The following is a 13,804-nucleotide window of genomic DNA, read 5'->3' on the forward strand; positions in this document are numbered from 1 at the left end:
ATATTTACCCGAATACGGCATAATGTTTTCGCCGCATGTGCCGAAAGTGCAGGAGCCCGACTCACACGCATGCGAATCGATCGCGATGCGCGGGGTCTCGAATCAATCGACGAACGGACGCAAGATCCGCCACCCGGAGCTCCACACCATGCGCAACAACCAGCCCGTCACGCAACGCGAATTCGAATTTGCCGATGATGCGACGCTGATGTCGACGACCGATGTCGACAGCCACATCACTTACGCGAACGCGGCATTCATCCAGGTCAGTGGCTTTTCTCCCGAGGAGATCGAAGGCCAGCCGCACAACGTGGTGCGGCATCCGGACATGCCGAAGGAGGCGTTCGCCGACATGTGGGCGACGCTCAAGGGCGGCGAGCCGTGGACCGCGCTCGTGAAGAACCGCCGCAAGAACGGCGACCATTACTGGGTGCGCGCGAACGCGATTCCGGTGATGCGCAACGGGCAGCCGAAGGGCTACATGTCGGTGCGCACGAAGGCGACGCGCGACGAGATCGCCGCCGCCGAGGCGCTGTATCGCGATTTCCGCGAAGGTAAGGCCGGCAGCCGCCGGTTCCACAAGGGACTGATCTTGCGCACCGGCGCGCTGCGCGTCGCGTCGGTGTTCCAGACGATGTCGGTGCGGGCGCGGCTGGTGTCGACGCTGTGTGTGCTGGCGCCTGCGGTCGTCGGCACCGGCTGGGCGGCCGGGTTGAGCGGCGGCGCGCTCGCGGCGTTCGCCGGTGCGGCGATCGGCGTGACGGCGGCGGCCGGGCTGTGGCTCGACGCGCAGATCGTGCGGCCGCTTCGGCAGTTGCGCGACGAGGCGTTGCGCGTGGCGACCGGCGAGAGCCGCAGCGGCGTGCGGATGAATCGCGTCGACGAGATCGGCATGACGCTGCGCACGATCAACCAGCTCGGGCTGATGTTCCGCTGGCTCGTCGACGACGTCAGCGAACAGGTGCTGAACGTGCAGCGCGCGAGCAACGAGATCGCGCAAGGCAACAACGACCTCAGCGCGCGCACCGAGCAGGCTTCGACGAGCGTGCAGCAGACCGCCGCATCGATGGCCGAGATGACGACCACCGTGTCGAGCAACGCGGAGACGGCGCTGCAGGCGAATCAGCTGTCCGTTTCCGCGAGCGAGGCAGCGGGGCGGGGCGGACAGGCGGTGAACGAAGTCGTCGCGACGATGAACGACATCACCGAGAGCTCGCGCAAGATTGCCGACATCATCGGCGTGATCGACGGCATCGCGTTCCAGACCAACATCCTCGCGCTGAATGCGGCGGTCGAGGCCGCGCGTGCGGGCGATCAGGGGCGCGGCTTCGCGGTGGTCGCGGGCGAGGTGCGCGCGCTCGCGCAGCGCAGCGCGAACGCGGCGAAGGAGATCAAGACGCTGATCGGCGCGAGCGTCGAGCGCGTCGAGTCGGGCGCGCGGATCGTCGATGGCGCGGGCAAGACGATGGAGGACATCGTCACGCAGGTGAAGCGCGTGTCCGATCTGATCGCGGAGATCAGCTCGTCGACGGCCGAGCAGAGCACGGGCGTCGCACAGGTCGACCAGGCGGTCGTGCATCTGGACAACATCACGCAGCAGAACGCGGCGCTCGTCGAGCAGAGCACGGCGGCGTCGGAAAGCCTGAAGCAGCAGGCGACGCGGCTGGTGGAGGCGGTGAACGTGTTCCGCTGATCGCGGAGAGGGCAGGTGACGCGGGCACGGCGGAGAGGGATACCGGCCCGCGTCGCGACCGCCCGGTTCCGGCCGGGCGGCCAGGGCCTGCCGCTCGCGCGCCAGGCCCCGAACCGTCAGACGGCCAGGCAGAGGTACTTGATCACGACGTAGTCGTCGATGCCGTAGTGCGAGCCTTCGCGGCCGAGGCCCGACTGCTTCACGCCGCCGAACGGCGCGACCTCGTTCGAGATCAGGCCCGTGTTCACGCCGACCATCCCGTATTCGAGCGCTTCGGCGACCTTCCACACGCGGCCGATGTCGCGGCTGTAGAAGTACGCGGCGAGGCCGAACTCGGTGTCGTTCGCGAGGCGGATCACTTCGTCGTCGCTGCCGAACTTGAACAGCGGCGCGAGCGGCCCGAACGTCTCTTCCTTCGCGACCTTCATCGCCGGCGTGACGCCGGTCAGCACGGTCGGCTCGAAGAAGCCGTGGCCGAGCGCGTGGCGCTTGCCACCCGTCACGACGGTCGCGCCCTTCGCGAGCGCGTCCTCGATATGCGCCTCGACCTTCAGCACGGCTGCTTCGTTGATCAGCGGACCTTGCGTGACGCCCGGCTCCGTGCCGCGGCCGACCTTCAACTGGCCGACGGCCGCCGCGAGCTTCTGCGCGAACTGGTCGTACACGGCTTCATGCACGTAGAAGCGGTTCGTGCACACGCAGGTCTGGCCGCTGTTGCGGTACTTCGACGCGATCGCGCCCTGCACGGCCGCATCCAGATCGGCGTCGTCGAACACGATGAACGGCGCGTTGCCGCCGAGCTCCAGCGACACCTTCTTGACCGTCGCCGCGCACTGCGCCATCAGCAGGCGGCCGACCGGCGTCGAGCCCGTGAACGACAGCTTGCGCACGATCGGGTTCGACGTCAGTTCGCCGCCGATCGCCTTCGGGTCGCCCGTGACGACGCTGAACACGCCGGCCGGCACGCCCGCGCGCTCGGCCAGCACGGCCATCGCAAGCGCGGAGAACGGCGTCGCCTCGGCCGGCTTCACGACGATCGGGCAGCCTGCCGCGAGCGCCGGGCCGACCTTGCGGGTGATCATCGCCGCCGGGAAGTTCCACGGCGTGATCGCCGCGCACACGCCGATCGCTTCCTTCGTCACGACGATGCGCTTGTCGCTCGCCGGCGTCGGGATCGTGTCGCCGTACACGCGCTTGCCTTCTTCCGCGAACCACTCGAGGAACGACGCCGCGTAGCCGATCTCGCCCTTCGCTTCGGCCAGCGACTTGCCCTGCTCGGTGGTGAGGATCAGCGCGAGGTCGTCGGCGTTCTCCATCATCAGGTCGTGCCACTTGCGCAGGATGACCGCGCGTTCCTTCGCGGTCTTCTTGCGCCACGCCGGCCATGCGGCATTCGCGGCGTCGATCGCGTGACGCGTTTCCGCCGCGCCCATCGCCGGCACGGTGCCGAGCAGGCCGCCCGTCGCCGGGTTGCGGACCTCGAACGTCTCGCCGTTCGTGGCGGGTTGCCATTCGCCGTTGACGTACGCCTGCTGGCGGAACAGCGACGGATCTTTCAGTGCCAGGGTTTCCTGAACAGTGCTCATATGAATCACCTGCTTCGAAAAGGACGGATGCAAACGGCCGCCGCCGTCTTCACGACGGCGGCGGCGCATTCAGTCGGGGACGGGCACTCAGGCCGGCACGCCGACCGTTTCCTTCAGCACTTCCTCGAGGATCGCGAGCGCTTCGTCGAACACGGCTTGCGGGATCGTCAGCGGGAACAGGAAGCGCACGACGTTCGAGTACACGCCGCACACGAGCAGCAGCAGCCCGCGTTCGAGCGCACGCGCCTGCACGCGCTTCGTGAACTCGGCATCCGGCTCGCCCGAACCCGGCTTCAGGAATTCGACCGCGATCATCGCGCCCGGGCCGCGCACGTCGGCGATCTGCGGCACGTCCGCCTGCAGCGCGTTCAGCTTCGCCTTCAGCACGTCGCCGAGCTGCGTCGCGCGCTCGCACAGCTTCTCTTCGTCGATGATCTCCAGCACCGCGTGCGCCGACGCGACGGCCAGCGGGTTGCCGGCGTAGGTGCCGCCGAGCCCGCCGGGCGCGGCCGCGTCCATCACGTCCGCACGGCCGACGACGCCCGACAGCGGCATGCCGCCGGCAAGGCTCTTCGCCATCGTGATCAGGTCGGCCAGCACGTCGTAGTGCTGCATCGCGAACAGCTTGCCGGTGCGCGCGAAGCCGGTCTGCACTTCGTCGGCGATCAGCAGGATGCCGTGCTCGTTACAGATCTTGCGCAGCGCGCGCACGAATTCGGCCGGCGCCGGGTTGAAGCCGCCTTCGCCCTGGACCGGTTCGAAGATGATCGCGGCGACGCGCTTTGGATCGATGTCGGCCTTGAACAGCATCTCGATCGCCTTGATCGAGTCGGCCGTCGTCACGCCGTGCACGGCGTTCGGGTACGGCGCGTGGAACACGTCGCCCGGGAACGGGCCGAAGTTCAGCTTGTACGGCGCGACCTTGCCGGTCAGCGCCATGCCCATCATCGTGCGACCGTGGAAGCCGCCCGAGAATGCGATGACGCCCGGGCGGCCGGTCGCCGCGCGCGCGATCTTGATCGCGTTTTCGACGGCTTCGGCGCCGGTCGTGAAGAACGCCGTCTTCTTCGGGAAGTCGCCCGGCGCGCGTGCGTTGATCTTTTCCGCCAGCTCGACGTACGACGCGTACGGGACGATCTGGTAAGCGGTGTGCGTGAAGCTGTTCAACTGATCCGCGATCGCCTTGACGATCTTCGGGTGGCGGTGGCCCGTGTTCAGCACCGCGATGCCGGCGGCGAAATCGATGAAGCGGCGGCCTTCGACATCCCACAGCTCCGCGTTCTCGGCGCGGGCTGCGTAGAAATCGCACATCACGCCGACGCCGCGCGGGGTGGCGGCGTTCTTGCGGGCCTGCAGGTCGGCATTCTTCACGGTCATCTCCTTGATGTTCGGTCCGATAGGTAGAAAATCGGGCGCCTCGGCAGCCCATGGACGCGACTATAATCACATTTGGCTCCGGCAATCAGAGCCATTTCAATAAATATTCAGGAGCCAATCATGCGCGCGAGCGTGTTGTCGGACTGGCTGGCGCAGCGCCTCGTGCGCGGCGGCGAACAGCCGATCTACCGGCAGCTTCACCGGCTGCTGCAACAGGCGATCCTGTCGCGCGAACTGCCGGCCGGCACGCGCGTGCCGTCGTCGCGGCTGCTGGCCGCCGAGCTCGGGATCGCGCGCAACACGGTCACGCAGGTCTACGAACAGCTTGCGCTCGAAGGCTATGTGCACTCGGCCACGGGCCGCGGCACGTTCGTCGCCGATAGCGCGCCGGACGAGATCGTCGGCGCGCCGCCCGACGCGGCGGCCGGGCCGGCCGTCGCGACGCCGTCCGTGCGGCGCCTGTCCGCGCGCGGCACGCGGCTCGTCGAAGGCGCCGGCGTGTCGAAGCGTCAGGGCGGCGCGTTCATGCCGGGCGTGCCCGATGTGTCGCGATTTCCGGCGCGCGTATGGACGCGGCTGCACAACAAGTACTGGCGGCGCTTGCGCCCGGACCTGCTGACCTATGCGCCCGGCGGCGGCCTCGCGTTGCTGCGCGAGGCGCTGGCCGACTACCTGCGCACGTCACGCTCGGTGCGCTGCACGCCCGAGCAGATCGTGATCACGACCGGCATCCATCAGTCGATCGACCTCGCGGTGCGGCTGCTGACCGATCCGGGCGACGCGATCTGGACCGAGGATCCGTGCTACTGGGGCGTGCGCAGCGTGCTGAACGTGTCGGGGCTGACCACGCGGCCGATTCCGGTCGACGACGAAGGCATCGCGCCGTCGGCCGCCGATCTCGCCGCGCCGCCGAAGCTGATGCTCGTCACGCCGTCGCACCAGTATCCGCTCGGGATGGTGATGAGCCTCGCGCGCCGTCGGATGTTGCTCGAATACGCGCGCCAGCACGGCTGCTGGATCATCGAGGACGACTACGACAGCGAATTCCGCTACGGCAGCCGGCCGCTCGCGTCGCTGCAGGGGCTCGACACGGCCGGGCAGGTGATCTACGTCGGGAGTTTCGGCAAGACGCTGTTCCCGGGGCTGCGGGTCGGCTATCTGGTCGCGCCGGAGCCGCTCGCGGAGAGTTTCGCGACCGCGAGCGCCGAGCTGTATCGCGAAGGCCAGTTGCTGCAGCAGGCCGTGCTCGCCGAATTCATCGCGGAAGGGCACTTCGTGTCGCATATCCGCAAGATGCGCACGCTGTACGGACAACGCCGCGAGGTGCTGCTCGACGCGGTCGCGCACCGCTACGGCGATACGCTGCACGCGCTCGGCAGCGACGCGGGGCTGCATCTCGTCACGCGGTTGCCGGACGGTGTCGACGATCGAGCCGTCGCGCAGGCCGCGCTCGAACGCAACATCGTCGTGCGGCCGTTGTCCGGGTATTACGCGGACCGCTCGCGGGCGGCATCGGGCTTGCTGCTCGGCTACGCGTGCGTGCCGGAGGACGAGATCGCGACGGCGTTCGCGACGCTGGCCGAGGCGATCGACGAGCGGGCGTTCGGCGGGGCGGTTGCGGTGGCCTGAACCGCGCACCCCGGCGACGGCATCGCGTTGCGGCGCCCGTCGCCGGCTCGCGCGTCCGGCCGTATCGCGAAGCTCAATACCCGATCCACACCGCGAACGTCAGCACGGCGCACGACAGCACGAACAGCGTCAGGAACAGCGGCAGCACGAAGCGGATCCACGCGCCGAAATCGACGCGCGCGGTCGCGAGATACGCGAGCAGCATCCCGGACGTCGGCGTGACGAGGTTCGTCAGCCCGCCGCCGAGCACGAACGCGAGCACCGAGGTCTGGCCGCTCACGCCGGAGAGCTGCGCGATCGGCCCGATGATCGGCATGCTGACCGCGGCCTTGCCCGATACCGATGGAATGAACACGTCGAGCACCATCTGCACGCCCATCAGCCCGTTCGCGACCCACACCGGCGACTGCCCGTCCGCGAGCCGCGTGAAGAAATGGATCAGCGTGTCGAGTACGAGACTGTTCTGCAGCAGCAGTTCGACGGAAGCGGCAAGCCCCATCAGCAGCGCGGCCAGCATCATGTTCTTCATCCCGTCGACGAATGCATCGGCCGCGCTGCGCGAATCGAGCCGGCCGATGACGGTCGTCGCGATGCTCACGGCCGCGTAGAACGCCGCGAGTTCGACGTTGCCCCATTTCAGTTCGCGCGTGCCGTAGATCAGCATCGCGACGGCCGCGGCGAACACGGCCAGCGTGGCCTTGTGCCGCAGCGACAGTTTCGCGGTCGCGCGCGCGGCGTCGCCCGACGCGGTTTGGCCGGCCCGGTAACCGGTGTTCCGCACGTAGCGCAGCAGGTACAGGATGCCGATCGTCAGGAATACGATGAAGACGGCCGCGCGCAGCGCGACGCCGCTGAACAGCGGCACGCCGACGAGCGGCTGCGCGACGGCCAGCGCGAGCGGGTTCGTGACCGACGCGATATAGCCGATCTTCGCGGCGATCGCGACGAGCGCGACCGCGAACAGGTCGGACAGCCCGAGGCGCCGCGCGATCACGACGACCATCGGAATGATCACGAGGTATTCGGAGATGAAGCCGAGCAGCGTGCTGCCGAGCCCGATCAGGATCATTAGCATCGGCGTCAGCAGGTACGCGTTGTTGCCGGTGAGCTGCAGCAGCCGGTCGATGCCGGCATCGACGACGCCCGTGCGGCGCATCACGCCGAACATTCCGCCGACGAACATCACCATCACGATCAGCGGCGCATTTTTCAACAGGCCTTCCGGCACCGCGACGAACGCGGACACGAGACTCGCCGGCAGCGCATGCGCGGAAGTGCTGTGGCTGACGGCCGGCGCGACGAGCGTCGCGAGCGCGGTCGTCTTTGGCACCACCTGGTAGGTGCCCGGCACCACGAGCCGGCCGTTGCGCGCGAAGTGGCCGGAGTCGACGATCCACGTGAGCGCGATCGCGGCGGCCAGCACCCACAGCATCATCACGACGGGGTGCAGCATCTTGCCGTGCGGATGATGTGGCGCATGAGCGGCGGGCGCGACCGGATCGTCGGCCGCGAGTGCGTCGGTGGCGGCGCCGTGCGCGCCGGCCGGGTTCGGGGAGGAGGCGGACATCGGATTCTCGTCGGTGAGGAAGCGGGCTGTCAGGCCGGTTGCAGCGCGGCGCGCGCCGGGACGTAGCCGAGCTCGGCGGAAATGGCGTGGCTGCATGCCTGCAGACGCTCGAGATAGTCTGGAATGTCGGCGTGGCTCACGCGCACCTCCGGCCCCGTCACGCTGACCGATGCGACCGTCGCGCCCGTCAGGTCGCGCACCGGTACCGCGATCCCGACCGCGCCGGGCGTCACCTCGCCGCTGCTCACCGCGTAGCCCTTGCGCGCGACCGCATCGAGTTCGCCGGCGAGCCGCGGCAGATCGTCGGCGTGCCCGTTCCTGCGCTGTTGCGCGAGATATTCGTCGCGTACCGCGTCGGGCGCGAACGCGAGCAGCACCTTGCCCGATGCGCCGAAATTGATCGGCCGGCGGTTGCCGACCGCGCCGACGGTGCGCACCGCATGCGTCGTTTCGCAACGCGCGACGCACACCGATTCGAGCCCTTCGCGCACGCGCAGCACGACGGTTTCGTTGATCGCCTGATTGAGCGCCAGCATGTGCCGGTGCGCGGCGCGCACCAGTGCGTTCTGCTGCGACGCGGCCACGCCGATCACGAACGCCTGCGGGCCGAGCGCATAGGTGGACGTGCGCGGGTCCTGCACGACGAAGCGGTGCAGCTCGAGCGTGCACAGCATCCGGTACGTGCGCGACTTGTTGATGCCGAGTTGCGATGCCAGCTCGGTCACGCCGAGGTTCGGATGCTCGGCTACGTAGGTCAGCAGCTTCAGCGCGCTGTCGACGGCGTCGACGATGTAGGTCGTCATGCGGAGACTCCCGGCGATGCAAGACGCGCGCGAACGTAGCCGGCGAGCGCGTCGAGGTACGCGTCGACCGAGCGCTTCAGCGCGGCGAAGCCCGCATGTTTCGCGAACGCCGCTTCGTCCATGTACAGCGCGCGGTTGAATTCGATCTGGATGCTGTGGCGCTGCCGCGCCGGATCGGCGAGCGCGGTCAGCAGGTCGCCGCCCTGGTATGGGTCGTTCACCTGAACGCGGTAGCCGGCCCCGGCGAACCACTGCGCCGTCCACGCGGTGAAGGCCGGGGCGGCGGTCGTGCCGCGCCGGTCGCTGATCACGACGTCCGGCCGCAACGCGCCTGCGTCGACGTTCATCGCGTTGCCGCGCGATTTCATCGAGTGGCAATCGATGTGCCACAGCGCGCGATGCGCGGCGTGCAGCGGCTCGCCGATGCACGCGAGCGCGCGGCGGTACGGCCGGTAGTACGCATCGATCCGGTGCCGCACTTCCGCGAGCGACAGCTTGCGGTCATACAGCGGTACGCCGGGCAGCGCGTCGCGCCGGATCAGCCCCATCCCGCGCTGCGTATACGGCTGCGGCGCAAGCGGCTCGGGCCAGGATTCGGCGAGCAGCGTCGCGTCGATGTCGGCTTCGGCGCGGTTCGGATCGATGTATGCACGCGGAAACGTCGCCCGCAGCAGCGTAGCGCCGCGTGCAGGGGCGCCGGACCACAGCTCGTCGACGTACGCGTCCCATGTCGTGCGGATCGCGTCGTCCGACGCGACGGTGGAGAAGTCGGGCGGATACGCGATGCCGCTGTGCGGCGAATCGACGACGACCGGCAGCGCGGGCGCCGTCGGCGGCGCGACGCAATACGCGGGGGACTCGCCCGCCGCCGCGGTGTTGCAATTGAACGTCAGCATGGGGATCAGGTTCTTTACCTATTTTTCACAAGCGTTTTGCATGGATGTTTTATTTAATAAAACAGCGTATCAATATTTCACAACGGCCGAAAACTGCGGTCAAGCGCTTTTTTCGGCGTCGCGATTACGCGTCATAATCGGGCTGTAATGCCCGTGGTTATTGGAGATGTTTCGTTGATCGAAACGCAGGGCGTACGGCGCCATACCGATGCCAGTAGATGATTTTTGGCGTGGCTTGACGCTTCAAATTCCGAAATTCGACAATTAACAAGACGATGTTTTATTCAATAAAACAAGTCGCGAGCATGATGAATCATGCTCGATATTCAATCGATAAAGGGGTCGGAGATGAAGCGGAAAGAGATGACGATCGCGCTGGCGGGCGTTGCAATGGCGGCAGGCGCTACGTTCGCGCATGCGCAGTCGAGCGTGACGCTGTATGGCGTCGTCGATGCGGGGATCACGTACACGAACAACCAGAACGGGCATGCCGCGTGGCAGGCGACCGGCGGCAACGAGCAGGGCACGCGCTGGGGGCTGCTCGGCAAGGAGGATCTCGGCGGCGGCACGCGCGCGGTGTTCCGGCTGGAGAACGGCTTCAATCTCGAGACCGGCGCCGCGAGCCAGGGCGGGCGGCTGTTCGGGCGCCGCGCGTACGTGGGGCTGGAAAACGATCGCTGGGGCACGTTGACGATGGGGCGCCAGTACAACGCGGCGCAGGAAGTCCTGGAACCGCTGCAGATCGGCGCGACCACCGCGCTCACGCAGTACGCGCTGCATCCGTTCGACACCGACGACCTGAACAACACGTTCCGCACCAACAACGCGGTGCAATATCAGACGCCCACCTGGTACGGCCTGCGCGCGGTGGGCCTGTACGGCTTCTCGAATTCGACGTCGTTCGCGCAAAACCGCGTATGGAGCCTCGGCGCGAGCTACGAAAACGGGCCGCTGCAACTCGGCGCGGCATATGTGCGCGTCGATCATCCGGCGCTCGACACGAGCGGTGCGGCGGCATCCGACAACTACTACACGTTCATCAAGGGCGTGACGCGCCAGCAAATCTGGGGCGCGGGCGGCGCGTATGCGTGGGGCGCCGCGACGTTCGGGCTGCTGTACACGAGTTCGCTGTTCAACCTGCAGACGGGTGGAGCGATGCGTTTCAACAACTACGAGGGCAGCGTGCGCTATTTGATGACGCCCGCGCTGCAGTTCGCGCTGGGCGAAACCTACACGCAGGTGCTCGCGTCGCAGGGGCCGAAGCCGAGCTCGCACTATCTGCAGACGAGCGTCGGTGCGCAGTACTTCCTGTCGAAGCGCACCGACGTCTACGTGAATGCGTTCTACCAGCGCGCGTCGTCGAACGCGGTGGCCGCGATCGAAGGGATCGCGAATCCGTCGAGCACGCGCACGCAGATCGTGGCGGTGACGGGCATTCGTCACAAGTTCTGACGCTGGCGCGCGACGCCGCGGGCGCGCCGGTTCTGCTCAAAGGCGAATCAGTGCCGCGCCCGCCACGACCAGCGCACACGCGGCGAGCCGCTGCGCGCCGGGCCGCTCGCGCATCGCGAACCAGCCGATCGCGACCGCGAAGATCGAGCTCGTTTCGCGCAGCGCCGACACGGTCGCGACCGGCAGGTGCCGGTACGCGAGGATCACGATCCCGTACGCGGCGAGCGAGATCGTGCCGGCGATCGCGCCCTGCACGAGCGCGGTGCGCGAGCCCAGCACCGCGCGCGGGCCGCCGCGCCACGCGCAGACCAGCACGAGCTGCGGCACGCTCCACAGCAGGTACACCCATGCGATGTAGCCGAGCGCGCTGCCGGACACGCGCGAGCCGATGCCGTCGCAGAGCGAATACGCGGCGATGAACACGCCCGTGAGCAGCGCGTACGGCACGCCTTCCCCGGCGAACCTGAAGCCGCGCCGCAGCGCGAGCGACATGATCCCGAGCGACACGAGCGCGATGCCCGCGAAGCCGAGCGGCGTCGGTCGTTCGTGCAGCACGGCGAACGCGAGCACCGACACCAGCAGCGGCGACATCCCGCGCGCGATCGGATAGATCTGCCCGAATTCGCCGTTGCGGTAGGCGCGCGCGAGCGTGAAGCAGTACGCGACCTCGAGCACCGCGGACGCGGCGACGTACGGCCATGCGGCGGGCGCCGGCGCGGGCAGCAGCACGGCGCCGGCGGCGCCGAACGCGAGATACGGCAGCGACATCGTGCCGAGTTGCGCCAGCCGGTCTTCGCTGACGTGGAGGAACGCGTTCCAGATCGCGTGCAGCAGAGCCGAGCACAGCACGAGGGCGACGAAGACGTGATCCATCGATCAATGAGGAAGCGAGCGAGGGCGGGAGCCGGCAAGGGCCGTCCATTATGTGGGTATCGGGCGCGCTCGCGCGGAATTGTCGATAATGGAGCGTTGTTATTCACCGTATTCACCGGATGCCGACGATGACCGAAGCCACTCAAGCCCAGCCTGCCGTTCCGCGCCTCACGAGCCTGTCGCACGGGGGCGGCTGCGGCTGCAAGATCGCGCCGGGCGTGCTGTCCGAGCTGCTCAAGCGCGCGACGCCGCCCGCGCTGTTCCCTGACCTGCTGGTCGGCACCGAAACCTCCGACGACGCGGCCGTCTACCGGCTCAACGACGAACAGGCGATCGTCGCGACCACCGATTTCTTCATGCCGATCGTCGACGATCCGTTCGACTTCGGCCGCATCGCGGCGACCAATGCGCTGTCCGACGTCTACGCGATGGGCGGCAAGCCGATCCTCGCCCTTGCGCTGGTCGGCATGCCGATCAACGTGCTGCCGCACGAGACGATCGCCGCCGTGCTGCGCGGCGGCGAATCGGTGTGCGCGGATGCCGGCATTCCGGTCGCGGGCGGCCATTCGATCGATTCGGTCGAGCCGATCTACGGGCTCGCGGCGATCGGCGTCGTGCATCCGTCGCGCGTGAAGCGCAACGCGGCCGCGCGCGCGGGCGACGTGCTCGTGCTCGGCAAGCCGCTCGGCGTCGGCGTGTTGTCGGCCGCGTTGAAGAAGAACCAGCTCGATGCCGACGGTTACGCGCAAATGGTCGCGACGACCACCAAGCTGAACCGGCCGGGTGCGGAGCTTGCCGCGCTGCCGGGCGTGCATGCGCTGACCGACGTCACGGGCTTCGGGCTGCTCGGCCATACGCTCGAACTGGCGCGCGGCGCGCAGCTCACCGCGCGCGTGCACTATGCGTCGCTGCCGTGGCTCGCGGGCGTCGAGACGTTCGTTGCCGACGGCGTGTTCACCGGCGCGTCGGGCCGCAACTGGGCCGCGTACGGCGCCGATGTGCGGCTCGCCGACGGGTTGCCGCCGGTCGCGCAGGCGCTGCTGACCGATCCGCAGACGTCGGGTGGGCTGCTGGTCGCATGCGCGCCGGAAGCGGTCGACGACGTGCTCGCGTGCTTCCGTGCCGACGGTTTCGACCGCGCGGCGGTGATCGGCGAGATGGCGGACGGGCCCGCACGCGTCGACGTCGCGTGACGCGGCTTTTTCCGCTGGCATGCCGTCGGTCGATAGAATCGATGCCTTCCGTTGAAAGCGTCGACGACCGATGAGCGACTTCCTGTTCGGGCTGACGATCGCGCTGTCGGTCGGGCCCGTCGCGCTGATGATCGCGAACTACGGCATGCGCGCCGGCACGGCGACCGGCGTGCGCGCGGCGATCGGGGTAGCCGCCGCCGATGGCTGCTATGCGGTCGTCGCGTTCACCATCGGTGCGATGCTCACGGGCACGCTTGCGTCGCATCTGGCGCTGTTCCGTATGGTCGGTGCGCTCGTGTTGCTCGCGATGGGCGCGCGGATGCTGTGGGAGGCGCTGCGCGACCGGCGCCGCTCGCTCGACGGCGACGGAGCGCCGCCGCCGGGCGATCGCCCGTTCATGTCGATGTTCTTCGTCACGCTCGCGAACCCGCTGACCATCCTGTTGTTCTACGGCTATGCGACGGCTGCCGCCGGTGCGCATCGGCACGGGTTGTTCGGCGCCGCGTGCGTGTTTGCGGGCAGCCTCGCCGGGCAGCTCGTGTTCGCGTTCGGCGGCAGCGCGATCGGGCGCTTCGTGAAATCGCCGGCGTGGCTCGCCGCGAGCCATGTGGTCGCCGCACTCGTCGTGCTCGGTTATGGCGTCGCGGGGTTGATACGCGTGTAGCGCGGCGAAATGCGGCCGGCGTCGCACGCGGCGACGACCCGATAGCATTCCTGATGTTTTTCGACGCCGCG

The 13,804-nt window shown here is 68.2% G+C and carries 11 protein-coding genes; 5 read left to right on the forward strand and 6 right to left on the reverse strand.

Going from position 1 to position 13,804, the window contains the following annotated elements:
• The first annotated feature begins 148 nt into the window (after positions 1–148).
• Complete coding sequence (locus WS96_RS18545) at positions 149–1,693, forward strand: methyl-accepting chemotaxis protein (RefSeq protein ID WP_059834548.1); 1,545 nt, start codon at positions 149–151, stop codon at positions 1,691–1,693.
• A 116-nt stretch (positions 1,694–1,809) separates the two neighbouring features.
• On the opposite strand, the gene gabD is transcribed toward WS96_RS18545, so the two are convergent.
• Positions 1,810–3,279: an NADP-dependent succinate-semialdehyde dehydrogenase gene (gene gabD / locus WS96_RS18550; RefSeq protein ID WP_034206310.1), complete on the reverse strand. Its 1,470-nt coding sequence runs from the start codon at positions 3,277–3,279 to the stop codon at positions 1,810–1,812.
• A gap of 87 nt (positions 3,280–3,366) precedes the next feature.
• Positions 3,367–4,650, reverse strand: coding sequence for a 4-aminobutyrate--2-oxoglutarate transaminase (locus WS96_RS18555; protein WP_156443663.1), 1,284 nt, complete (start codon positions 4,648–4,650; stop codon positions 3,367–3,369).
• Positions 4,651–4,776: 126 nt separating this feature from the next.
• Between WS96_RS18555 and pdxR the strand changes: the two genes are divergently transcribed.
• A complete protein-coding gene (gene pdxR / locus WS96_RS18560) occupies positions 4,777–6,285 on the forward strand; it encodes a MocR-like pyridoxine biosynthesis transcription factor PdxR (RefSeq protein ID WP_059834405.1) in 1,509 nt (502 codons plus the stop codon).
• A gap of 73 nt (positions 6,286–6,358) precedes the next feature.
• Here pdxR and WS96_RS18565 read toward each other — a convergent pair whose 3' ends face one another.
• The 3 genes from WS96_RS18565 to WS96_RS18575 are packed head-to-tail and all read right to left on the reverse strand — an operon-like array spanning position 6,359 to position 9,551.
• Complete coding sequence (locus WS96_RS18565) at positions 6,359–7,852, reverse strand: YfcC family protein (protein WP_059834407.1); 1,494 nt, start codon at positions 7,850–7,852, stop codon at positions 6,359–6,361.
• 29 nt (positions 7,853–7,881) lie between these two features.
• On the reverse strand, positions 7,882–8,655 hold the full coding sequence (locus tag WS96_RS18570) for an IclR family transcriptional regulator (protein WP_059834409.1): 774 nt from the start codon (positions 8,653–8,655) through the stop codon (positions 7,882–7,884).
• Positions 8,652–9,551, reverse strand: a complete 900-nt coding sequence (locus tag WS96_RS18575) for an N-formylglutamate amidohydrolase (protein WP_059834411.1) — start codon at positions 9,549–9,551, stop codon at positions 8,652–8,654. The genes WS96_RS18570 and WS96_RS18575 overlap by 4 nt, the downstream gene beginning before the upstream one ends.
• Positions 9,552–9,899: 348 nt before the next feature.
• Between WS96_RS18575 and WS96_RS18580 the strand changes: the two genes are divergently transcribed.
• A complete protein-coding gene (locus WS96_RS18580) occupies positions 9,900–11,003 on the forward strand; it encodes a porin (protein WP_059834413.1) in 1,104 nt (367 codons plus the stop codon).
• A 36-nt stretch (positions 11,004–11,039) separates the two neighbouring features.
• On the opposite strand, the gene WS96_RS18585 is transcribed toward WS96_RS18580, so the two are convergent.
• Positions 11,040–11,876 carry a DMT family transporter gene (locus WS96_RS18585; RefSeq protein ID WP_059834415.1) on the reverse strand — a complete coding sequence of 279 codons (837 nt, stop codon included), beginning with the start codon at positions 11,874–11,876 and terminating at the stop codon, positions 11,040–11,042.
• A gap of 128 nt (positions 11,877–12,004) precedes the next feature.
• Here WS96_RS18585 and selD point away from each other — a divergent pair, with 128 nt between their 5' ends.
• The gene (selD, locus tag WS96_RS18590; RefSeq protein ID WP_082720298.1) at positions 12,005–13,069 is read left to right on the forward strand and encodes a selenide, water dikinase SelD; all 1,065 of its coding nucleotides are present in this window, start codon (positions 12,005–12,007) and stop codon (positions 13,067–13,069) included.
• Positions 13,070–13,139: 70 nt separating this feature from the next.
• A complete protein-coding gene (locus tag WS96_RS18595) occupies positions 13,140–13,733 on the forward strand; it encodes a LysE family translocator (RefSeq protein ID WP_059834419.1) in 594 nt (197 codons plus the stop codon).
• Positions 13,734–13,804 lie beyond the last annotated feature (71 nt).

Source organism: Burkholderia sp. MSMB1835 (assembly GCF_001526365.1).
Taxonomy (GTDB): Bacteria; Pseudomonadota; Gammaproteobacteria; order Burkholderiales; family Burkholderiaceae; genus Burkholderia.

Excerpts from the sequence above, each read along its gene's own strand:
- WS96_RS18565 (WP_059834407.1), bottom strand. The coding sequence starts at position 7,852 with ATGTCCGCCTCCTCCCCGAACCCGGCCGGCGCGCACGGCGCCGCCACC.
- WS96_RS18580 (WP_059834413.1), top strand. The coding sequence starts at position 9,900 with ATGAAGCGGAAAGAGATGACGATCGCGCTGGCGGGCGTTGCAATGGCG.
- gabD (WP_034206310.1), bottom strand. The coding sequence starts at position 3,279 with ATGAGCACTGTTCAGGAAACCCTGGCACTGAAAGATCCGTCGCTGTTC.
- WS96_RS18595 (WP_059834419.1), top strand. The coding sequence starts at position 13,140 with ATGAGCGACTTCCTGTTCGGGCTGACGATCGCGCTGTCGGTCGGGCCC.
- WS96_RS18570 (WP_059834409.1), bottom strand. The coding sequence starts at position 8,655 with ATGACGACCTACATCGTCGACGCCGTCGACAGCGCGCTGAAGCTGCTG.
- WS96_RS18545 (WP_059834548.1), top strand. The coding sequence starts at position 149 with ATGCGCAACAACCAGCCCGTCACGCAACGCGAATTCGAATTTGCCGAT.
- WS96_RS18585 (WP_059834415.1), bottom strand. The coding sequence starts at position 11,876 with ATGGATCACGTCTTCGTCGCCCTCGTGCTGTGCTCGGCTCTGCTGCAC.
- WS96_RS18575 (WP_059834411.1), bottom strand. The coding sequence starts at position 9,551 with ATGCTGACGTTCAATTGCAACACCGCGGCGGCGGGCGAGTCCCCCGCG.
- selD (WP_082720298.1), top strand. The coding sequence starts at position 12,005 with ATGACCGAAGCCACTCAAGCCCAGCCTGCCGTTCCGCGCCTCACGAGC.
- pdxR (WP_059834405.1), top strand. The coding sequence starts at position 4,777 with ATGCGCGCGAGCGTGTTGTCGGACTGGCTGGCGCAGCGCCTCGTGCGC.